Here is a 23,178-nt window from a genome sequence, read left to right as displayed (position 1 = left end):
CCCTTGCCTGTTGTCTGGTGGGCTCGGAGATGTGCTTAAGAGACAGTATGTCACGCGAGCCGACCTGCACCACGCAGTTTTCCGCGGTTGGAACAAAACCTGGAACAGACGCGGCCAGTGCACCCCAGCAATCTCCGGTTACAATGGAGATTGCCATGCCATCGAGAAAGCCGCCGGTAGTTGTTTCGGGCGTATTAAAGTCGCCGTGACAATCAAACCAGATCACGCCGGGTTTCTCTTTTAATCCGCTCAGCGTACCAACAGCAGAGGCATTGCAATTGCCGGAGAAGACGATCGGGAACGCGCCCTGGCTTTCCGCTTTCGATACTGCCGTGGAGACTGCCCGGATCACATCAAAACTGGTGGTCACCTCCCTTGGAAAAGCCGTGTCAATCACAATTTCTTTTTTGCTGACCGAATGCCCCACTGACAACAGTCGTTTCTCCAGGTACTCAGACAACGCAACAGCGCCGAGGGCCAACCTCTTTTTATAATGACCCGAATCATAGGGGGCGAAGATCACTGCAATGTTCATGTCCTTGAAACTTTAAACCTTAAACCTTAAACTTTAAACCTTCAACTTTAAACTTTAAACTTTAAACCTTAAACTTCTTCCTTAAGCACGGCATTGCGTGACAACGACATAAAATCATAAATAGACCGGTCAAAGAGATGCGAAGGAGAGACGTTCGAAATGGCGTTGAACATGATCTCCACACGATCGTGATACTGGCTCTCCCAGTCTGCGATCATTTTCTTTACAATGTTTCGCTGGAGGTTCGGCTGCGAGCCACAGAGATTACACGGTATGATGGGGAAGTTCCGGGAAGCCGCATACTGCGCGATGTCTTTTTCCCGGTTGCTCGCCAATGGCCTGATGACGATGTGTTTCTTGTCATCAGTGATAAACTTCGGAGGCATCGCTTCCAGCTTGCCACTGAAGAAAAGATTGAGAAAGAATGTTTCCAGCACATCGTCTTTGTGATGGCCCAGGGCGATCTTGGTAGCACCCAGCTCTTCCGCGATCGAGTAGAGGTTCCCCCGTCTCAGGCGCGAGCACATGCTGCACATCGTTTTGCCCGCCGGCGTTTTTTCGATCACCACGGAGTAAGTGTCCTTCTCATAGATCTTGAAAGGAACTCCCGTGGCGGTCAGATATTCCGGGAGAATATGTTCCGGAAAACCGGGCTGCTTCTGATCGAGGTTAACGGCAATGAGCTTGAAGTCCAGCGCCCGCTGCATATTCATTAACACATCGAGCATGGTGTAGCTGTCTTTTCCGCCAGACAGGCATACCATTACCAGGTCACCTTCCTCTACCAATCCAAAATCTTTGTTGAGCTGCCAGGCTTCCTTCCTGATCTTGCGGCTGATCTTTTCAAACGCTTCGTCCATAATGCAAAATAAAGCCCCAAATATACGAAACTTTAAATTTGACGGATAACGGGACCCTGTACGCCCCAGTAGGCAAGATGATCGCAAGCGATCATTGCAGCAGGCTAAAAAAACAAAGTCCACAGCAGGAGCCAAGGCTGTACTGCTGTGGACTGTGGTCTGTGGACCGTGGACTATTACTATTTCGGTGTCTGCGGCGGCGTGTTGGCAGACGAGCCGTTGATCTCGTTCAACATCAGCGTACCGTCGTTCGTACCGGTCAGCGACACGAATTCTACACGTCTGTTCAGCGTGCGGCCTTCTACGGTCAGGTTGGTGGCAATCGGTTTCGATTCTCCCCATCCTTTAGCTTGCAGGCGGTTTTCCCTGATACCGAACTTGATAAGGGCGGCCCTGATCGCGTAAGCGCGGTCTTCAGAAAGTTTCCTGTTGGATTCGTCCGAGCCATCGCTATCCGTGTGTCCTTCGATCCGGAAGGTAACATCCGGGTGCTCTTTCATGAACGATGCGATCCTGTTAATGGTATTGAACGATTCCGTTTTGATGGTCGCTTTACCGATGTCGAAGTTGATATCACGTGTGGTGAATTTACCACGGCTCACCACTTCTTCGTACAGCGACATATCATCCAGTGACGAGATCACGCAGCCATTGGCATCCGTTACGTTCACAGTATAAACACCCAGCACGAGGTTGCGGATATCTTCGGTTGTTGCACCGTTGCTCCACAGGTAGGCGTAAGGTTTCACACCACCGCTTACCGAGATGAAGATGGCACCACTTGTATCACCGCAACACTTCACGTTTCTTACCGAGTCGATCCTCAGGGCCAGCAGCTCAGGTTGTTTCACTTCTGCATTCAGGGTCTTCGAACAACCGTTGGCATCGGCTACCACCACTGAGTAGCTATCGGCCGTGAGGTCTTTAAGGTCTTCCAGTTTATTTCCGTTACTCCAGGCAAACGTGTGAGGCTCAACACCACCAGATACCTTGATGTCGATAGCACCGGTATTGTTACCATGACAGAGGATGTCTGTGATCTTCTCTACCGAAGCGACAAACTTCGAAGGTTGCTCGATGTTCGCTTCAAGCATGCTCTTACAACCGTTGCCTTCCGTGATGGTCAGCTTATAGTTACCGGCCACAAGGCTGGTAGCATCTTCTGTTGTTGCGCCATGGCTCCATTTGAAAGAGTAGGGGGCCACACCTTCGCGTACGGTTACGTGCACCGAGCCTGAGCTATCGCCGCTGCAGCGGATGTCGGTGATGGCGTCGATGGTCTTGATCAGGGCTACCGGTTCAGTGATGCGGGCTGTGTATTCAACAAGACATCCGTTGGCATCCGATACGTTGGCTGTATACTCACCTGCGGCTACGTTCACCAGTTTCTGTGTGGCTGTTCCGTTGCTCCACAGGTAGCGGTAAGGTGCGGTACCACCGGCTGCTGCAATGCTCACAGATCCGGTCTCTTCACCCGAACACTTGATGTGGGCGATCGGGTCGGCCTTGATCTCGAGCTTAGTAGGCTGCTCGATGGTTGCTGTCATGCTCTTGGTACAACCTTTCGAATCTTCCACTTGCAGGGTATATCTGCCGGCGATCGCGTTAGACAAGTCTTCAGAAGAGGCGCCGTTGCTCCAAACGTAGGTGTAAGGCAATGCACCACCAGTCACTGATACTTCAATATGACCTTTGCTATCTCCAAAGCAGCTCACGTTCCTGATCGTATCCAGCCTGATGGCAAGCTCGTCAGGTTGAAGCACGGTGGCCTTGATGGTTTTGGTACAACCTTTGGCGTCTTTCACTGCAAGCTCGTAATCGCCTGCAGCAACGTCGGTCAGGTTCTGGGTTTTGGCACCGTTGTTCCACATGTAACTGTAAGGTTTGGTACCACCGGTTACATCGATATTAACGTCACCGGTTTTACCTGCAAAACATGAAACATTCACAAGCTGCTTCATGGTCAGCGCAAGGGCCACGGGCTCTGATATGCTGGCGCTCAGTTTCTGTAAACACTGGTTCGCATCGGTGATGGTTACTGAATATTCACCTTTAGCAATGCTGGCGAGGTTTTGCGTGGTGTCGCCGTTGCTCCAGCGGAACCTGTACGGCAGCGTACCACCGCCTACGTCTACTTTCACCGCACCGTTACGTTCGCCAAAGCACAGGTTGTCTGTAACCGAGGCGATCTTGGCAGTGAACTGGCTGGGCTCATTGATGTTTGTAGAAACATTGCTGATACAACCGTTGGCATCGGCCACTTTCACGGTATACTGTCCTGCTCTTGCTTTGGTGATGTCTTTTGTACGCACACCGTTGCTCCAGTAGTAGTTGTAAGGTGTCACACCACCGGTCACTTCCAGCTGGATAGCGCCCTGGCTTTCTCCTTTACATTTGATATGGTCAACATCCGTTACCTTGGCAGCGAACTGCTGAGGTTGTGTGATATCGGCCTGTAACGTGACCACGCAACCTGCATTATCGGTAACGGTCAGTGTATAGTTGCCGGCCGGAACACCCTTGAGGTCTTCGGTGCTCTGACCGCTGCTCCATGCGAACTTGTACGGAGCCATACCACCTGTTACGGTTACACCTGCCGCACCGGAATTGTCGTTGAAACAAGCCAGTGTTTTCAGGTTATCGAGCTTGGCCGTGAGGGGCGAAGGCTGCGCGATCTTGGTGCTCACCGTCTGGTGATAACCATTGGCATCGATTACTTTAATAGAGTAGTCGCCAGCCGGTACGTTGTTCAGGTTCTGCGTGCTGTCGCCGTTGCTCCACACGTACTTGTACGGTTTGGAACCACCGGAAACATTCACGGTGATAGCACCTGTGCGCTGGCCGTTACAAGTGATGTCTTTGATAGATGCGATCTTCACATCGAGTGCCGGTGGCTGCTTGATGGTAGCCGACATTACTTTTTCACATTTGTTGGCGTCGGTAATGATCACCGAATAATTGCCACCAGGGATGGCTTTCAGGCTTTGTGTAACCGCACCGTTGCTCCAGCTGTAGGTATAAGGTGCAACACCTCCGCTGACAGCCAGGTCAATCGAACCGGTTTTGTCTCCGTACTTGAGCACGTCAACCACTTTGGTGATCGAGGCGGCAAGCTCTGCAGGATGTTTGATGGTAGCACGCAGCGTTGAGTCTTTACAACCATTCGCGTCTGTGATCTGTACGGTATAAGTTCCTGCGGGCAGGTCCACGATATCCTGTGTTGTAGCCTTGTTGCTCCAGCTGTACTGGTAAGGCGCTTTTCCGCCGTTCACCACGATGTCTACACTTCCGTCTTTACCGTTAAAGCACGAGGCGTTCTTCACGCTGGCGATCGCGGTAGCCATTTTGGTAGGTTGTGTAATAACGGCCGAGAGTGTTTGTTTACATCCGTTCTTATCAGAGATCTCAACGGTGTACGACCCGGCTACGATGCCCGACAGGTTCTGTGTGGTTTTTCCGTTGCTCCATTTGTAAGCGTAGGGCTGAACACCCCCCGCAACTTCTATGGAAATAGCACCGGTCTGATCTCCGAAACAGCTGATGTGTTTCACTTCTTTTACAGAGGCTACCAGCACCGGAGGTTCGGTAACTTTGGCGGTGGCCACTTTAAAGCAACCCTTCGCATCAGTTACTGTTACGGAGTAGTTACCGGCAGGAAGATCGGCAATGTCTTTTGTTACAGCGCCGTTGCTCCAGCTATAAATGTAAGGCTGAACACCGCCTGAAACGCTCAGCTTGATAACACCTTTCTTATCGCCATAGCAGGCAATGTTGGTGACTGTATCGATTTTCACCGACAGCTGTGTCGGCTGTGTGATCTCCGCGTCGAGTGTTGTTGAACAGTTATTGGCATCGGTCAGGGTCACGTTGTATTTCCCGGCCGGTACGCCGTCAAGGTCTTGCGTGGTGGCGGCGTTGCTCCACTTATAAGCATAGGGGCCGATACCACCTGATACAACGATGTCAATGGCACCACTGTTGTCGCCGAAGCATGAAACGTTGGTGATCGACTTCACGGAACGTTCTATCTTGGTCGGCTGCGACAGGGTAGTGCTCACGTTCTGCGTACAACCGTTGCGGTCTGTGGCAAGCAGTGAATAAACACCTGCAGGCACTTTGCTGATGCTCAGCGTAGTGTCGCCGTTGTTCCACTTATATTTATACGGCGTGGTACCACCCGATACTTTAACGTTCACATATCCTGTAGCTTCGCCAAAACAGCTGATCTCTTTATCGCCTTCAAGCGTAGCCACGAATTTGGACGGCTCGATGACGAGGGCATCAATACTCTTCGAACATCCCTTCGAGTCGGTGATGAGGGCTGAGTACTTGCCGGCAGAAAGTCCGGTGATGTTCTGGGTAATGGCGTTATTGGTCCATTTGTATACGAAGGGGCCTACGCCACCTTGTACGGTAAGATTCACCGCACCGGTCTTCTCACCAAAACACTTGATGTTGGTGGCCGTTACAGCGGGAACCATGAGCGGGTTCTGTGTAATGGTAGCGCTCAGTGAGTCGGTACAGTTGTTGGCGTCGATGATGAGCACGGAATAACGTCCGGCTTTCACGTCGATGATATCCTGAGATACAGCGCCGTTGCTCCATTTGTATTTGTAAGGCTGCACGCCACCGGTAACGTCGATGTTCACGGCACCTTTGGCATCGTCAAAGCAAAGAATGTTCTTCACTTCCGCAACCTTTTCTACCATGGGGGTAGGCTCTGTGATCACTTTGCTGTAGCTGTTGGTACAACCGTTGGCGTCAGTCACTTTCAGGCTGTAGCTACCCGCTTTGATACCTGCGATATCCCTTGTGGTGCTGCCGTTGTTCCAGGCGAAGTTATAAGGTGTAACACCACCGAATACGTTCAGCGAGATCGAGCCTGTGTTATTGCTGTTACAATCAATGTTCTTGATCATATCTTCCTTCACCACCAGCAGGGGAGGTTCGGTGATCGTGGTCCTGATCTCCTGGCCGCAACCTTTGCTGTCGGCCACTTTAACATTGTATTCGCCGGCTTTGATATCGTTGAGGTCCTGGGTCTGCGCGCCGTTGTTCCAGGCGTATGAATAAGGAGCAATACCTCCGTCTACAGAAATATCGATCTTACCGGTGTTCGCTCCGTTACAGTTGATGTGGGTGATCTTCTGGAATTCGAGCGCCAGCGGTTTGGGCTGCGTGATGGTATCTGCCAGTGATTGCTCACACGAGTTGGCATCGATGATCTTCACCGTGTAGGAACCTGCGGGTACATTAGAAAGATCTTGTGTTGTTTGACCGCTGCTCCAGCGATAACGGTAGGGCTGTACACCACCGTCGGCCGTGATGTCAATGGCACCCGTATGCTGGCCGTTACAGAGAATATTGGTAGTGCCTACGATCTTCGCCTTGAATGCGGGAGGTTCGGTAAGCGTAGCTTCAACTTTTTGTTTGAATCCGTTGGCATCGGTTACCGTTACCGCGTACTTGCCTGCGGGCAGCGCGCTGATGTCTTCCACGGTCTGGCCATTGCTCCATGCGAAAGTATAAGGAGAAACACCACCTGTTACCGTGATGTTCACTTCACCTGTCTTCGCCCCATTACAGCTGATGTTGCGGGTATCGTCAAGCCTCACCACGAGCGGAGAAGGCTGTGAGATGGATACGTTCATGATCTTAGCACATCCTGTGGCATCGGCTACCCTTACGGAATAGTTTCCTGCTACCAGGTTCGCAAGGTCCTGTGTCTCTGTTCCATTGTTCCAGCGGTATTTGTAAGGGGGCACACCACCGTTCACCGCGATATCGACAGAACCGTTGTTACCGCCGTTGAACATTACGTTCTGAAGCTTCACCAGGTTCACAGCCAGGGCTGCCGGTTCTGTGATGGTGGTGGTTACCGTTTTTTTACATCCGTTGTGGTCGGAAACATTCAATGTATAGTTGCCTGCATTGAGGCCTGTGATATCCTGCGTGTTGGCACCGTTATTCCAGGCATATTGATAAGGAGCGCTGCCACCTTTAACACTGACGTTGATCACACCACCCTGGTCGCCAAAGCACCGCAGGTTCCTAACCTCGTCAAAGGCAATGGAAATAGGCGCCGGCGCTGTAACTTTGGTGAGCGACACCTCGGTACAGGCCTTCGAGTCTTTTACAACAACTTCATAGTCGCCTGCTTTCAGGCCCCTGATGTCTTCGGTCCTGGCACCGTTGCTCCATTGGTACGTATAAGGAGGAACGCCACCGCTTACATTGATGTCTATGCTACCGGTACTGTCTCCGTTACAGCGGATGTTCTTGATGTCGTCTATCCAGCGTACAATGAGGGGTTTCTCCTGTACTTCGGCGGGAATGATCTCCTGGCATCCCGAGGCATCGGTGATCAACACAGAATACCTTCCGGAAGTGACTCCCGTAAGGTCTTGTGTTTGCGCGCCGTTGCTCCAGTGATAGCTGTAAGGTGCTTTACCACCGGCTACTGAAAGGTTTACCTCACCATTGTCATAACCGTAGCAAAGAATGTCCTTGATGGACTCGATCTTTCCGTTCAGCGGATCCGGTGAAGTAATGGTAACTTTCACTGTATCGCTGCAGCTCAGGTTATCCGACACGATCAGCTTGTACATACCTGCTTTCAGGCCGGCGATGTCCTGTGTGGTGTCTCCGCTGGACCACTGATACTTATAAGGAGGGAAACCACCATAAGGAGTGACGTTGATGGCACCTTTACTGTCTCCCGCACAGTTGTTGTTGGTCACTGCCTCGACTTTCACGAGGATCTTGGGAGACTGGGTGATCATGATGTTTACACCCGTTTTCTTCTTGTCAGCGGGGGTTTCCTGTCCGTACAGATTGTTAGACAGGGCAATCAGCAATAGCAAAAAAATGAAGGAGAGGAATCTTCGGGCAATGGCAGGTATACGTACCATGGGATGCTCTGGGGGTTTTAGGATTTTAGTACCCCCGAAGGTCTATAAACAGCCGCTTTCCCCCTTTAATAACCGTTGGACAAAGGTACATCCAATCGATTTGCGCAGTGTTTTCACCTTTCACCCGCCTGACGGCATTTTAGTTGCACTTTTTTTGGAAAAACCCGGGTAAAGGTTCCTAAAAGAGGCGAATTCGACCTGAAATGGCAGGGTGCAAACGTTACCCTTTATTGGAAATTGTTTCAATCTATGTTTTTTCTTACAGTAGCGTGTCTGTCATCTGCTGTCGTTCGCCTGCAGCAAACCCGCCCATACATTCAATTGTCTACTATATCCACCAATGTGGACCAGTTAAAGTTAGGTACGAAATACGAGGTACGAGGTACGATCGGCACCTACCTGTTGCCTGCTGTTATTTTTGCTACTGCCTACTTACAACTCAGGTTCGAAGCACAGATATGAAAGCACGAAGCTTGGCCTTGTTCGAAGCCGCTTCGTACCTCGTACTTCGTCCCTCGTACCTATTTTATTTCCTCACTCGCTTCTCCAACTCTTCCGTCTTCAGCGAAATAAGCCGGCCTATCGCTTTGCCATCGCGGTAAGCAATTACCCTGAACATATCTGCGCCCTGGGGAAAAACGATGGGCTCCTGGTACTTGTCGTGATACCGGCTGGGAATGCTGTTGTCTACTGAGTAATAGAGATCCAGTCCTTCAACTTCTGACTTCAGGTCGATCAGCAGCAGGCCCTCCTTGTTCTTTTTGATGGTGATGATGGGGTCGTAGAAGCTGGGAGCATAATTGACGCCTGCCTGGTCGAATCTCCTGAAATGATCTTCTACCCGCGTGACGAAGTCGTTCCAGTTCTTTTTGTAACGGGGCGACCACATGTTTTCGGCGATGGCAAAGGCGCGGGGGTAGGTCATATACTCCACGTCGGGTATGGATGCCACCTGCTCTGTCCAGAGGTTTCCCTGGCCACCGAGCACGAAGGTTGAATCGATGCCTGCGGGGAGAATATTGAAGGCATAAACATCTTTCAGTCTTGCACTGCTGTAGATGGGCGGCTCGATGGAGGCATCGCCCTGCATCATATCGAGGTAGTAGTGTGGCGCGGGACTCATCACCACGGGGCGCTTTTGGTGTGACGCCTCAATGCCGCCTTTGCTGCCTCTCCAGCTCATCACCGCTGAGCCAGGGGCAAGATCGCCGCCCTCCAGGATCTCGTCCCAGCCGATCAGTTTCTTCTTCTTGGAGGTGAGGATCTGGCCTACCCGTTTGGTGAGATAGTTCTGAAGCGCGTCACCGTCTTTCAGGTTGTTCTTTTTCATAAAGGCCTGCACCTTCGCATCCTTCTCCCAGTATCCTTTATAACATTCGTCGCCGCCCATGTGGATGTACTCGAACGGGAACAGCGCCGCCACCTCCGTGAATACCTTGTCCAGGAAGTCATATACTTTTTCGTCCGCGGGGTTCAGCGTGTTGTCGATGTGCATCTCGAATTTGCCACCGCCGTACCACGTGGAGAATTTGCTGCCGGGGTTCACTTTGATGGTGGTGTCTTTGGTGACGCACAACTCAGGGTAAGCCGCGATGGCCGCCATGCTATGCCCGGGCACATCGATCTCGGGCAATATCTCTACATAACGATCTTTGGCGTACTGAACGATCTCGCGGATATCATCCTGGGTGTAGAATCCGCCATAGGTGGGTTTTTCTCCAGGCCTCGGTGCGTCGTGGCTGCCGTAGGTTCCTGTACGGGGCACACGCCATGCGCCTACCTGCGTGAGCTTCGGCAAACTTTTGATCTCCAAACGCCAGCCGTGGTCATCGGTCAGGTGCAGGTGCAGCCTGTTGAACTTGTACCGGGCCAGCTGATCGATATAGGTTTTCACATAGTCTTTGGAGAAAAAATGCCGGCTTACATCCAGCATGATGCCACGCCATGCGAAGCGCGGGTAATCGATGATGCTCACGGCCGGGATCTGCCACTTCACTTGCGTGGATGCAGTCTTCGCTTCGACTTGCTCGGGCAGCATCTGCACCAGGGTCTGGACGCCATAGAAGAGACCCGCCGGCGTATTGGCTCCGAGCGTTACCTTACTCTCGTCAACGGTGAGTGTATAACCTTCCTGGCCGATGCGTGGATCGGCTTTGCTATAGAGTGTCAACTGGATGCCCGCAGCAGAAGAGGCTTCGGCAGTCTTCAGCGTAAATCCTGTAGCGGGTTTGAGGGTGTTAACGAAGTAAGCCGCAGCCTTCTGTACTTCCGGCTGTTTGGCTGGAACCGAGATCACGGTTGAGGCGGTGAGAGTGAAGCTTCCTTTACCAGGCTGGAGGCTGACAGGCTGGGGGATGAGCGAAACATCCTGCGCATTGAGCATCGTGGAATGAAATGCCAACAGCATCAGCAAAAGTGCGATAACATAAAACGGCTGGCCTGGTCTGTTTGTCATAAGATCTTTCTGGATTTAGTGGGCAGGTGATCTGCTGCGCGCGATATTATACAAGTTTGTGGATATAAAAAATTACCGTTCTACCATACATCTGAGTCCGGTGCTCGGGCATTTTCTGTACGATCAATAATCATTTGAATATTAATAATTTACAGACTCACCATCGTGTGTACTTTGACACAGAAGCCTGATAAAACTTTACGTTTACTACAGCAGCGGAAGTAGTCCGAAAGGAGTAGACCTGAAAGCAGACAGCGTACCAGTTATAATTGTCACGCATTAGTAATATTTTTGTTTACCATGACCCAATCTATACAGGAGATGCCTTGTGGCTCCATTGCCTATTGGCGATTGCCTACTGCCTATTATTTTGCCTTTGTTCTTTTGTTGTCGGCCTTTTCAGGCGCTGCACAACATTACGATCTCAGTTCCACCTCCGCATTGTTTGTACCCCTTACTTCAGCTACTGCCGTCGATGCGATCGAAGCTGACAATGCGATCAGTGCTGCCATCCCGATTGGGTTCTCCTTCGACTATTATGGCGCATCGTACACAGAGCTCAAAGCTTCTTCCGATGGTTTCATCTCGTTCAATGCTTCGGCATCCAATCCTTCGGAAAATACCATAGGGCAGAGTGCCGCGCTCAGGATCATCGCTCCGTTGTGGGACGATCTCAGTGGCACCGGCGGACAGGCTTCCTATAAAACCGAAGGTGTGTCGCCTGACCGGGTCTTTACCTTTGAGTGGCTCAACTGGAAATGGAACTTCAACGCCACCGCCGGGATCTCTTTCCAGGTGAGGCTGCACGAGTCCGGCAACATCGAATTCAGCTATCGCCAGGAAACGGGAGCGCTCAACTTTGCCAGCGCGTCTATCGGGATCGTTGGTAATAACACGGACCAGTTCTATTCACTGGCCGATGCCACGGCGGCCCCGGCACTGAGCATCAATGGATCTGATGATATCAGCATAAAACCTGCGACTGACCAGGTGTACACCTTCACGGTTGTGCCCGCAGCGGTTGCGCCCACCACACCGGCAAGTGATATCGTACCTTCGTCCGTCACGGGAAGCTCGATGATGCTCTCGTGGACGAATGGCGGCGGACTGAACCGCGCCGTGTTCATGAAACGCACGACATCGGTCTCAGAAACCGCCCCGGTGGTCAACGGGCAGCACTATCCGTCGGAGGCTGTTTTCGGAGCGCAGGCAAGTGAGGTGGGGGCTTCGGACTGGTTTTGTGTTTACAACGGTTCAGGCAGCTCATTTACGGTCTCCGGCCTGCAGTCAGGATTTACTTACCGTGTTCACGTAGTGGAATACAACGGCCTGGGTGGCGCACAACAATACCTGACTGCTTCAGCCATCGCTAACCCCAGCAATTTTTCACCGGCACTGGTAACGCCGGGTGCTCCTGAATCCACGGTAAGTGTTTCAAACCTCACGTCTTCCAGTGTCACGTTCAGGCACCATGATGGCGATGGCACGCACGTAGCGATCTTCATGCGGGAAGCAGGTAGCGGCACGGCACCAGCAACCGATAACACAACCTATACGGCGAATACAACTTTCGGCACCGGAAGCCAGGCCGGCACCAGTGGATGGTATTGTGTTTACAACGCGGAGGCTTCTTCGTCATCGGCGGTAACAACGATCCAGGTTACGGGGCTATCGCCGAATACAACGTACAGGATCCATGCCGTGGATTATAATGGAGCGCCGGGATCGGAGAAGTATCGTTTGAATGCGGTGACAGATAATCCGGTCCAGTTCACCACGTATGCGGCCTTTGCCACGCCACCGTACACGCTTGCCGCATCGGCCGATGTTTTTGTTCCACTCACCAGCGCAACGGCTGCCGATGCCATTGAGGCAGACGACCAGATCTCGGGCTCGATCCCCATCGGTTTTACGTTCCACCATGGCGGTATACCGTTCACACACGTTAAGGTGTCATCAAACGGTTTTCTATCATTCAACACTTATGCGCAGGATGCAAAGGGTAACAATCTTTCGACAGGTTCTGTAAGGCCAGCATTGGCGCCGTTGTGGGATGACCTTAGCGGGATTGGTGGCCAGGCTTCGTATAAAACGGAAGGTGTTGCCCCTGACCGGACTTTTACGTTCGAGTGGCTCAACTGGAAGTGGGGCTTCGGCGCTTCTTCGGCCGTGATCTCGTTCCAGGCAAAACTTTACGAAGCTGACAACAGCATCGAATATTCGTACCAGACTACAGGTACCAGCCCGGTGACACCATCGGCTTCCTTTGGCATGGCGTTTCCTTCCACAGGCAGTGGCAATTTTCTGTCGCTGAACAATTCCGGCGCAAGCCCTTCGGTATCAACCACGGTAGAGACACAGACCATTGCTGCGCTGCCTGCCGATGGCCAGCACTATCGTTTTACGCCGTCAAAGATCTTGCAGAGCATTACGTTCAATGCGCTGCAGGGAAAAACAGTAGGCGATGCCCCTTATGCACTCACGGCGACAGCCAGTTCTGGATTACCGGTTTCATACTCGAGCTCCAATTCATCGGTGGCCACGGTTTCAGGAAACACCATGACGATTGTAGGGCAGGGGAGCACGATGATCACGGCATCACAGGCAGGTGATAAAGACTTTGCCGCGGCTGACCCTGTACAGCAAACGCTGGTGGTGAAGCTTGACCAGTCTATCTCCTTCACACTTCCTGTCAAAACTTTCAACGACCCGGCTTTTACACTTCCGGCAACGGCAAGCTCGGGACTCTCGATCAGCTACACGAGTGATGATGAAAGTGTTGCTACCGTGTCGGGTAATACCGTGACCATTGTTGGCGCGGGTACGGCTGACATCACAGGCACGCAGGCTGGTGACAATGCTTACAACGCAGCGCCTGATGTTACCCATACACTTACCGTGAATAAGGACGGTCAAACCATCTCCTTTGTGCAGCCTGCGGCGGTGCGGTTTGCAGACCCTGCGTTCGACCTGGAGGCATCCGCCGATTCGGGCCTGGGCGTAAGCTTCGCCAGCGCTAACCCGGGTGTAGCCACGATTTCGGGAAATACTGTAACCATTGTTGGCGTAGGCACTACAGACATCACGGCCTCGCAGGCTGGCAACGTCCACTACAACGCCGCGACACCGGTGATCAGAACGCTGACGGTGAACAAGGCAGACCAGTCCATCACGTTCGATGCCCTTCCGCTCAAGTTATCCGTGGATGTTCCGTTTGATCTGCCATTGAAGGCTTCTTCCGGTTTGGCGATCCAGTACGCCAGCTCCAACACGGCAGTGGCTACGGTTTCGGGGAATACGGTGACCATCAAAGGAATTGGTACAACGGATATTACAGCTTCGCAGCCGGGCGATGCAGGTTACAATGCAGCCACACCCGTGCTGAGGCAACTGACCGTAAAGTTGGGGCAGGTCATCACCTTTGCCGCGCTTCAGCCTGTGCGTTATGCCGATCAGCCTTTCGCCGCAGGTGCTACCTCCAGCTCAGGACTGGCAATCAGTTATACAAGCTCCAACCCTGAAGTGGCCACAGTGTCAGGCGGCCAGATCACCATCGTTGCGCCTGGGTCTACCGTGATCACCGCGCTGCAGGCCGGCAACGCAACGTACGCAGCGGCGAATTCTGTGGTGCAAACGCTGATAGTGAACCGAGGTTTACAACAGATCAGCTTCTCCGCCATCAATGATGTGACGTTGGGTAACGCTCAGGTGCAGATGACGGGCACCTCAACCTCTTTGCTACCGGTCATTTTTTCAGCTGCCTCTGATAAGGTGGCGATCAATGGAAACACGCTCACCTTCCTGCGCTCCGGGCCCGTTACCGTACAGGCATCGCAGGCCGGTAACTTCTATTATGAGCCCGCCCCGGTGGTGGAGCGTACGTTCTGCATTCATCCACCCAAGCCGGCGGTGGTGGTTACCGACCTCGAGACTGAAACCCCGGTCATTACCTCCAACGCCGAGGCAGGAAATCAATGGTACAAGGAAGGTGTAGCCATCGATGGTGCCAACGCGCAGGCGTATACCGTGACCACACCGGGTATGTACACGGTGATCGTATCGGCAGGAAACTGCGCGAGTCTGCCTTCAGATCCGGAGGCATTTGTTATTACCGGAGCGGAAAATGTCACTGATGGCATCGCGGTGTATCCGAACCCGGCAGAGTCAGAGCTCGTGATCGATGTCAGTGCTTGGCATTCCCCGGAAGGGGTGTCAGTGGCACTGTACGATGCCGCAGGTCGCACCCTGCTGAAGGAAACCGCCAGTGGAAAGACAAGTTTGAAGATCGGCAGCTATCGCGCCGGAAGTTATGTGCTGAAGATCAGCAATGGAAAGCGGGCCATCACCCGGCAGATCATTAAAAAGTAATCTCCTCTATGAAAATACATACACACCAGATCCTTGCAATGATGCTGCTGATGATGATCTCGCTGGCACAGACAGCCTGTGATGGCAACGAACCCGATCCGGCAGCTGACGCGCTCAAACAGCTCACGGGATCGTGGCAGGTGAGCCAGGTAAAGGTAGACGGCATGGACCGTACGGATCTCTTTGATGATTTCAGCCTGGTGATCGCACAAAAACAGTTCACGGCTACCAATGGCGAGCCGGTATGGCCTGCTTCAGGCACCTGGGCTTTCGCCGACGATCAGGGAACAACCTTCACCCGCGATGATGGGGTAGTGGTAAAGATCGAGTCGCTCAGCAATACCAGCCTGGTGTTAAGCCTCATGTGGACCAAAACGACTCTGGGTGCTGGCCGTGAGAGATCTGTAAGTGGGGCACATGTTTTCGAGTTTAGGAAATGAAATAGTCCACGGTCCACAGTCGACAGTCCACGGCAAGTACAGTGCGAGAATGGCAAACGTCCTTCGATCCTTATGACGGGATCTTCCAACTGTAGACATAGCTTCACGAATGCCGAGGGCAATAAACAGCAGACCAGGTCGATTTTTTGAAATCACACTGCTGTGGACAGTGGACTGTCGACCGTGGACTACTCAAGTTCCGGTCTCGAGTCATCCATCGGTCTTTCCTGCAGATTATACGCCATGATGATCCGGGCGCAGGTGTTCCAGCGCAGCACGGGGTCGTTGTTTCCGGCGGGGCTGAGGGCTTCGGCTTTTTCATAGAACCTCATGGCTTCCTGGTACCACTCACAGGCATCGAAGTCGGTGCCGGGTACACCTGAGCTCAGGGCAACGGAGCCCTGCCGTTCATGCACGATGCCACTGTAATATTGTCTTGCGTATTCGTCTTTCAGGTTGCGCGCCAGCTCAAGGGCCTGCTTGGCTGCCCTGGATGACGCTCTGCCAAACTGGTCGGTCAATGCCAGCAGCAGGAAGATGGCTGCTCTTTGATTGGCCGGGTCGATCTCGAGAATATCGAGGCATATACTTTCTGCCAGCTGGGGCTGGTTGAGCAGGCGGTAATGTTCGGCTTTATCGAGGGCTCCTTCCACGCCATCCCTTGAAAGCGGTTTCAGTTTGAAAACACGTTTCTGCGAAGCTTTTGATTCTTGTAGTGTCATGGTGTTGGTGGTTACTTCTTGTTCATAAAAAAACGGAATAGTCTCATCAGCGGATCGTAATATCTGTCGGCTACGCGCTCCTTCAGGGGAATGATGGCGTTATCCGTGATGGTGATCTTTTCGGGACAAACATTTGTACAGCATTTGGTGATGTTGCAAAAGCCGATGCCGCCTTCATGCTTCAGCTGATGCCGCCGGTCTTCCACATCCAGCGGATGCATCTCCAGTGCTGCTGTATAAACCATGTGCCTGGGGCCGGCAAATTTCTCATGGAGCTCATGTTCGCGCAGCACGTGGCAAACATCCTGGCAAAGAAAACACTCGATGCATTTGCGGAATTCCTGTACCCGGTCCACATCCTCCTGGGCGATGCGCCATGTGCCGTCGGGGAAGTCGGGCGTGCGGGGCCTGAACTTTTTGATGCGCTTCTTGATGCGGTAGTTCACCGACACATCGGTCACCAGGTCTCTGATGACGGGAAATGCTTTCATCGGCTGAAGCACGATGGGCTTATCCTGCGGCAGGTCGTTCATGCGGGTCATACACATCAGCCTGGGCTTACCATTGATCTCGGCGGAGCACGAGCCGCACTTGCCTGCCTTGCAATTCCAGCGCACGGCCAGGTCATTGGCCTGCTCAGCCTGGATCTGGTGCACGGCATCGAGCACTACCATACCTTCGGTGATCTCGGTCTTGTATTCCCTGAATTCACCTCCGGTGGAAGTAGTACGCCAGATGTTGAACAGTACGTGTGCCATTATTTCATCTCGTCAATAATTTGTTGCAGGTCGTCTCTGATCTTCTGTTTCGGCAGGGTGGTGAGTCGCATGGCGCCCGTTCCATCTTTGCTGATGGTGATGTTCACGCGCCCGAACTCATCGCTCTTGTTGGGAAAATCTTCACGGAAGTGTCCGCCGCGGCTTTCTCTGCGCTCGAGCGCTGCTTTTGCGATGGCCTCCGCAACGGTGAGCATATGTGTAAGCTCCAGGGCTGTGTGCCATCCCGGGTTGTAGGCGCGGTTGCCATCACAGCCTGCCTTCATGGCCTGCTGCTGAAGCCCGGCAATGCGCACGAGGGCTTCCTCGAGCTCCTTACCGGTACGGGCGATGCCTACCAGGTCCTGCATCAGCTCCTGTAAAGCAGACTGCAGCTGGAAGGGGTTCATGCCACCGCTTGACAATCCTCTCTCGAACGGCGTCAGCGCCCAATTGGTAATTTCCAGCAGCTGGCCGTCGCTGACCTTGATGCGGCTGTTCTCTTTGGCGTATTGTGCTGCATATTCACCCGCGCGTTTTCCGAACACGAGCAGGTCGGAGAGCGAGTTGCCTCCGAGGCGGTTGGCGCCGTGCAGTCCGGCAGCACATTCACCCGCGGCAAAGAGGCCGGGGATGGAAGTCATTTGTGTATCGGCATCAACGCGGATACCGCCCATGATGTAGTGTGTAGTGGGACCTACCTCCATGGGCTCTTTGGTGATGTCAACGCCGGCGAGCTCCTTGAACTGGTGATACATGCTGGGCAGTTTCTTCTTGATGTGCTCGGAGGCGTTGGGAAGTTTTTCCTTGATCCAGGCGATGTCCAGGAACACACCGCCGTGTGGCGAGCCGCGGCCTTCCTTGATCTCGCGCCGGATGCAGCGGGCCACATGGTCGCGTGTGAGCAGCTCCGGTGGACGTTTTGCATTCTTGTCGCCCTGCGTATATCGCCAGCCTTCTTCCTCATCGGTAGAGGTCTGGCCGCGGTACAGCTCGGGGATATCGTCGAACATAAAACGGCGTCCGTTGTTGTTCCTGAGCACGCCACCTTCGCCGCGAACACCTTCCGTGATCAGCAGTCCGCGAACACTGGGCGGCCACACCATGCCGGTGGGGTGGAACTGCACGAACTCCATGTCGATCAGCTCGGCGCCGGCGTTGTAGGCGAGGGCGATGCCGCTGCCCGTGCAATCCCAGCTGTTGCTCGAGATCTTGTAGATCCTTCCCATGCCGCCAGTGGCGATGATCACCGCCCTGGCTTCAAAGATGCGGAAGAGTCCTTTCTCACGATCGTATCCAAAAGCTCCCGCGATCCGGCCACCTTCTTTCAGCAGGCTAATGATGGTATACTCCTGGTAGATCTCCATGCCCTGGTGGATGCCGTAATCCTGTAACGTGCGGATCATCTCCAGTCCTGTGCGATCGCCAACGTGCGCGAGTCGTGGATACTTGTGGCCGCCGAAATTGCGCTGGAGGAGCCTGCCGTCGGTGGTCCTGTCGAAGAGGGCGCCCCAGGCTTCCAGCTCCCGCACACGGTCAGGCGATTCTTTCGCGTGGAGCTCGGCCATGCGCCAGTTGTTCAGGTACTGGCCACCGCGCATGGTATCGGCAAAATGTACTTTCCAACTATCGCGATCATCTACGTTGGCCAACGCTGCGGCTACACCTCCTTCGGCCATTACCGTGTGCGCTTTGCCGAGCAACGAACGGCATACCACGCCCACCGAGACACCCAGGGCGGAGGCTTCGATGGCCGCGCGCAATCCTGCTCCGCCGGAGCCGATCACGAGCACATCATGATAGTATGTTTCGAAATGCGCCATTTATTTCTACAATTTGCGATTTACATCTACGATCGAGCGAGGGGCAAAGAATCCTAAATCTGAAATCGTAACTATGAAATTATAAAATACGAAGGTCCGTCCAGATGCCCATAGACACCAGGCGAACATAGATATCAGCAAAGGCAACGCTGAACAAGCTGAACCATGCCCAGTTCATGTGCCGCCGGTTGAGGCAGCTTGCGCAGTGGTAGACCTTTTTGCGCACGGGTGTTTCGGAAAGCTTGTCTTTGAAACCACCTACGAGGTGGCGGAACGAATGGCAACTGAAAGTGTAGATGCCGAGCAGCACGGCATTGGTCGTAAGCACCAGTGTACCCACGCCGATCCCGAAAGTTTTTTCTCCTGTAAGCGCATCGGTAAACCACATGGCTTTCCACGCATCATACAACAGAATGAAAACGAAGATCACCGCCAGGTAAAGAAAGTAGCGGTGAACGTTTTGTAAGATCAGCGGAAAAGAGTTCTCACCCCTGTAGGTTTTGCGGGGCTCCGATACCGCGCATGCCGGCGGATCGGCCCAGAACGATTTGTAATAGGCCCCGCGGTAATAGTAGCAGGTGAAACGAAAGCCACCTGGCGCCCAGAGAATGAGCAGCGCAGGAGAGAAAGGAAGCGGGGCGGGCCACCACATGGGTTTGGGACCGAACCAGCTGTGCGGTGAATTGCCAAAGAGCTCCGGAGAATAAAAGGGTGAAAGGTAAGGGCCTGCAGCGTAATATTCGCCCTGAAACGCAGCCCACGTTGCGTACACTACGAACGAAGACAGTGCGATGAACACAAGCAAGGGCCTGACCCACCACAGATCTTTTCTATAGGTATGTATCAGCGCAGCGTGACCCATAAACCCGAAAAGTTAAATTTCATTTGATTATACTCAAAAAATACCCCAAAAGCAAGGAGTAGTAGTTGCCAGTTGCCGGGTAGCCAGTTGCCAGTTGGTGCAGCGTTGATTTCACTGAACTGCTTCGATTAACTTTAGTATCAATGCCCGGTCGCAGATTGACATACGGCCAGAACCGGTAACCGGCAACTGGCAACCGGTAACTATTCAGGAATATCACTATATTGTTCAACGTTAAACTCAAATTTCGGCCCGCATTGTCTGCACACGAATTGAAAAGAACCCTCACACCTGCCATGCTCTGGGGGCTGGGCGTGGGGTATGTGATCTCGGGCATGTACTTCGGGTGGAACCTGGGACTGGAAAAAGGCGGCACGCTTGGGTTGGCCATCTCCACATTTTTCATCATCATTCTCTATGTCACATTTACGTTCAGCTATTCGGAGCTGGCCTGTGCCATACCGAAAGCCGGCGGTGCGTTTGATTACGCTACCCGTGCGCTGGGCAAAGACCTGGGATTCATTACGGGCATGGCGCAGAACATAGAATTCATTTTCGCGCCGCCCGCCATCGCCTTTGCCATCGGTGCCTACTTCAACCTGTTCTTTCCGCAGATCCCCATCATCGCCATTGCCATCTTCGCTTACATGCTGTTCACCGGCCTTAACATCTACGGGGTCAGGGCCGCGGCCATGTTCGAGCTGGTGATCACCATTCTGGCGGTGGGCGAGCTGTTGCTGTTTTCCGGTATCACGTTGCCCCATGTGTCGTGGCAAAACCTGGAGCGCAATGCCTTTCCCAATGGCTGGGAAGGTGTGTTTGCCTCGATCCCTTTCGCCATCTGGTTTTTCCTGGCCATTGAAGGCGTGGCGAATGTAGCGGAGGAGACCGTTAATCCGCAGCGCACCATCCTGCGCGGTTTCGGGTCGGCCATCGTTACGCTGGTGATACTCTGCGTGCTCACCTTCGTCAGCTCTGCCGGTGTGGCGGGCTGGGAAGCCATCGTATACAAAAGTGATGGTTCGCCTTCGGACTCACCGCTGCCACTGGCCCTGGCGCACATTGTGAATACGGGCCACTGGTTGTATCACCTGCTCATCACCATAGGATTGTTCGGACTGATCGCTTCCTTTCATGGCATCATCCTCGCCGCCGGAAGGTCGAGCTTCGAATTTGGCCGTGTGGGTTTTGCGCCCGCAGCATTAGGCAAGGTGCACGCCCGTTTTCAAACGCCTGCCAATGCCCTGCTCATCAACATGGTGATCGGTATCATTGCATTGCTCACAGGCAAAACCGCCGAGATCATCACCATCTCCGTTTTTGGTGCGCTCACCCTGTACATCATCTCCATGGTGGCCCTGCTCCGGTTAAGAAAAAAAGAACCCGGCCTCGAAAGACCTTTCAAGGTTCCTTTGTTCCCGGCCTTTCCCATCATCGCCCTGGTCATCGCCATCATCTCTTTCGTAGCTATGGTAGTCTATAATTTTAACCTGGCCATACTTTACTTCTTGCTTCTCGGAGGGGGATACCTGATATTTAAGTGGGGAGGTAGTTTGAAGTTTGAAGTTTAAAGTTAGGGCGTGTTTGTGAAGAAGTATCGGTTTTGGTTGCCGGTTGCCAGTTGCCGGTTGCCAGTTCCTGCGGGTGTGCATAATCACTACTGAGCCTCACTCGAGCTGAACCGTTATTGTTAACAACTTGAAACCTGAAACCTTAAACCTTAAACCTGAAACTTGAAACCTTAAACTTTTAACCTTAAACTTTTAACCTGAAACCTCCCTAACCGGCAACTGATAACCGGCAACCGGCAACTCAACAGAGACTCAAAACGAAGAACGGTAAAATGAACACCAAAGACATCACCCAATACGTAACCAATCACCCTTCCGGCAAGGTTAAGATCGCTTTCGCGGATATTGATGGCATCCTGCGGGGTAAGTATATCTCGGCGGAGAAATTCCTCTCGGTGATGAAGGGCGGCTCTGGTTTCTGCGATGTGATCTTCGGGTGGGATGCAGCGGATGTGGCTTATGATAGTGGGCAGTATACTGGGTGGCACACGGGATACCCGGATGCTCCCGCGCGGCTGGACCTGAGCACTTTCAGAACGATCCCCTGGGAGAATGACGTTCCCTTTGTGCTGGGTGACATCATGGATGCATCGGGCAATCCGGCGTACGTTTGTCCGCGGCAATTGGTGCATAAGGTGCTTCAGGATGCGGAGCAGGCGGGTTTCACGCCGTACTTTGCGCAGGAGTTCGAATGGTTCAATTTTTCAGAGACACCACAGAGCGCGCAGGATAAAAATTACAGGAACCTCACACCGCTGACGCCGGGCATGTTCGGATATTCCATTCTACGCAGCACATTGAAAAATCCGTTCTTCACAGACCTGTTCGAGCTGTTGGGAAAATTCAATGTGCCCTTGGAAGGACTGCACACGGAGACCGGACCCGGTGTATACGAAGCTGCCATCCAGTATGCGGGACTGGCGGAGGCCGCTGACCGTGCTGTGCTCTTCAAGACCGCTGTTAAGGAGATCGCCTACAAGCACGGCATCATGGCAACGTTTATGGCCAAGATCAGCGAAAGCCTGCCGGGATGTGGCGGCCACGTGCACCAGAGCCTGTGGGACAAAGCCGGAAAGAACAACCTGTTCTACGACGCCAAAGACAAGCAGAAGATGAGCGCGCTGATGAAAAGTTATATCGCGGGACAATTGTATTGCCTGCCGCACATTCTGCCCATGTATGCGCCCACCATCAACAGCTACAAACGCCTGGTAGAAGGTGCGTGGGCGCCGACCACACTTACGTGGGGCATCGACAATCGTACCGTGGCATTGCGCGTGTTATGCGGTGGCAGTAAATCGTCGCGACTCGAAACGCGGGTGATCGGCTCGGATGCCAACCCGTACCTGGCCATGGCCGCAGCGCTCGCGTCAGGATTATACGGCATCAAAAAGAACCTGAAGCTGAAGCAGCCCGCCACGGAAGGCAACGGCTACAAAGACTTCTCGAACGGTGTGCTTCCCGGCAACCTGTATGAAGCCACACAACTGATGAAGTCATCGGCCGTAGCCAAAGAGATCCTGGGAGAAAAATTCGTAGAACACTTCACCCAGACCCGCGAGTGGGAGTGGAGGCAGCATTTGAAAGCGGTGACGGATTGGGAATACCGGCGTTATTTTGAAATTATTTAGGAGTAGGTACGATCCCGATAGCTATCGGAAACGAGATACGAAGTACGATTTCGTACCTACCTGTTGCCTACTGCTATTGCCTACTGCCTACTTACTACCCGGTTCGAAGCGTAGTGGTGAAAGTCCGAAGCTTAGTCTCCGTTCGGAGCTGCCTCGTACCTCATACTTCGTACCTCGTACCTTCTTAACACCCTATTAACATTCAGGAAACATCCCCTTCTTAATTTTAAGCTTTCAAAAAAGCT

The 23,178-nt window shown here is 53.0% G+C and carries 12 protein-coding genes; 4 read left to right on the top strand and 8 right to left on the bottom strand.

What is annotated here, in order from left to right:
• The 4 genes from KK083_RS17985 to KK083_RS17970 form a co-directional block, all read right to left on the bottom strand.
• Positions 1 to 535 (bottom strand): arginase family protein (locus KK083_RS17985; RefSeq protein ID WP_254165589.1); only part of this gene is annotated, 535 nt, incomplete at its 3' end.
• Between the two features lie 68 nt (positions 536 to 603).
• The gene (ttcA, locus tag KK083_RS17980; protein WP_254165587.1) at positions 604 to 1,395 is read right to left on the bottom strand and encodes a tRNA 2-thiocytidine(32) synthetase TtcA; all 792 of its coding nucleotides are present in this window, start codon (positions 1,393 to 1,395) and stop codon (positions 604 to 606) included.
• A gap of 179 nt (positions 1,396 to 1,574) precedes the next feature.
• Complete coding sequence (locus tag KK083_RS17975) at positions 1,575 to 8,306, bottom strand: OmpA family protein (RefSeq protein ID WP_254165585.1); 6,732 nt, start codon at positions 8,304 to 8,306, stop codon at positions 1,575 to 1,577.
• Positions 8,307 to 8,832: 526 nt separating this feature from the next.
• A complete protein-coding gene (locus KK083_RS17970; RefSeq protein WP_254165583.1) occupies positions 8,833 to 10,761 on the bottom strand; it encodes a beta-N-acetylhexosaminidase in 1,929 nt (642 codons plus the stop codon).
• 300 nt (positions 10,762 to 11,061) lie between these two features.
• On the opposite strand from KK083_RS17970, the gene KK083_RS17965 reads away from it, so the two are divergent.
• Together KK083_RS17965 and KK083_RS17960 are read left to right on the top strand one after the other, a co-directional pair.
• The gene (locus tag KK083_RS17965; protein WP_254165581.1) at positions 11,062 to 15,129 is read left to right on the top strand and encodes a T9SS type A sorting domain-containing protein; all 4,068 of its coding nucleotides are present in this window, start codon (positions 11,062 to 11,064) and stop codon (positions 15,127 to 15,129) included.
• An 8-nt stretch (positions 15,130 to 15,137) separates the two neighbouring features.
• Complete coding sequence (locus tag KK083_RS17960; protein WP_254165579.1) at positions 15,138 to 15,569, top strand: DUF5004 domain-containing protein; 432 nt, start codon at positions 15,138 to 15,140, stop codon at positions 15,567 to 15,569.
• 188 nt (positions 15,570 to 15,757) lie between these two features.
• On the opposite strand, the gene KK083_RS17955 is transcribed toward KK083_RS17960, so the two are convergent.
• From KK083_RS17955 to sdhC, 4 genes are all read right to left on the bottom strand, one after another.
• The gene (locus KK083_RS17955; protein ID WP_254165577.1) at positions 15,758 to 16,291 is read right to left on the bottom strand and encodes a hypothetical protein; all 534 of its coding nucleotides are present in this window, start codon (positions 16,289 to 16,291) and stop codon (positions 15,758 to 15,760) included.
• 11 nt (positions 16,292 to 16,302) lie between these two features.
• Positions 16,303 to 17,049 (bottom strand): succinate dehydrogenase/fumarate reductase iron-sulfur subunit, encoded by a 747-nt coding sequence (locus tag KK083_RS17950; protein ID WP_254165575.1) that lies wholly within the window; start codon positions 17,047 to 17,049, stop codon positions 16,303 to 16,305.
• Positions 17,049 to 18,869 carry a fumarate reductase/succinate dehydrogenase flavoprotein subunit gene (locus KK083_RS17945; protein WP_254165573.1) on the bottom strand — a complete coding sequence of 607 codons (1,821 nt, stop codon included), beginning with the start codon at positions 18,867 to 18,869 and terminating at the stop codon, positions 17,049 to 17,051. Before KK083_RS17945 ends, KK083_RS17950 begins: the two co-directional genes overlap by 1 nt.
• A gap of 79 nt (positions 18,870 to 18,948) precedes the next feature.
• Positions 18,949 to 19,731, bottom strand: coding sequence for a succinate dehydrogenase subunit SdhC (sdhC, locus tag KK083_RS17940; protein WP_254165572.1), 783 nt, complete (start codon positions 19,729 to 19,731; stop codon positions 18,949 to 18,951).
• A gap of 272 nt (positions 19,732 to 20,003) precedes the next feature.
• On the opposite strand from sdhC, the gene eat reads away from it, so the two are divergent.
• Complete coding sequence (gene eat / locus KK083_RS17935) at positions 20,004 to 21,302, top strand: ethanolamine permease (RefSeq protein WP_254165570.1); 1,299 nt, start codon at positions 20,004 to 20,006, stop codon at positions 21,300 to 21,302.
• Positions 21,303 to 21,574: 272 nt separating this feature from the next.
• A complete protein-coding gene (locus tag KK083_RS17930; RefSeq protein ID WP_254165568.1) occupies positions 21,575 to 22,933 on the top strand; it encodes a glutamine synthetase family protein in 1,359 nt (452 codons plus the stop codon).
• Positions 22,934 to 23,178: the final 245 nt, after the last annotated feature.

It is taken from the genome of Chryseosolibacter histidinae, assembly GCF_018598225.1.
GTDB lineage: Bacteria > Bacteroidota > Bacteroidia > Cytophagales > Cyclobacteriaceae > Chryseosolibacter > Chryseosolibacter histidini.
Note: the sequence above shows the minus strand (reverse complement) of the source record. Positions and strands in the feature narration are given on the sequence as shown.

Coding starts and splice junctions, on each gene's coding strand:
- KK083_RS17970 (WP_254165583.1), bottom strand. CDS start 10,761: ATGACAAACAGACCAGGCCAGCCGTTTTATGTTATCGCACTTTTGCTG.
- KK083_RS17945 (WP_254165573.1), bottom strand. CDS start 18,869: ATGGCGCATTTCGAAACATACTATCATGATGTGCTCGTGATCGGCTCC.
- KK083_RS17950 (WP_254165575.1), bottom strand. CDS start 17,049: ATGGCACACGTACTGTTCAACATCTGGCGTACTACTTCCACCGGAGGT.
- KK083_RS17930 (WP_254165568.1), top strand. CDS start 21,575: ATGAACACCAAAGACATCACCCAATACGTAACCAATCACCCTTCCGGC.
- KK083_RS17965 (WP_254165581.1), top strand. CDS start 11,062: ATGACCCAATCTATACAGGAGATGCCTTGTGGCTCCATTGCCTATTGG.
- KK083_RS17955 (WP_254165577.1), bottom strand. CDS start 16,291: ATGACACTACAAGAATCAAAAGCTTCGCAGAAACGTGTTTTCAAACTG.
- KK083_RS17975 (WP_254165585.1), bottom strand. CDS start 8,306: ATGGTACGTATACCTGCCATTGCCCGAAGATTCCTCTCCTTCATTTTT.
- ttcA (WP_254165587.1), bottom strand. CDS start 1,395: ATGGACGAAGCGTTTGAAAAGATCAGCCGCAAGATCAGGAAGGAAGCC.
- KK083_RS17960 (WP_254165579.1), top strand. CDS start 15,138: ATGAAAATACATACACACCAGATCCTTGCAATGATGCTGCTGATGATG.
- sdhC (WP_254165572.1), bottom strand. CDS start 19,731: ATGGGTCACGCTGCGCTGATACATACCTATAGAAAAGATCTGTGGTGG.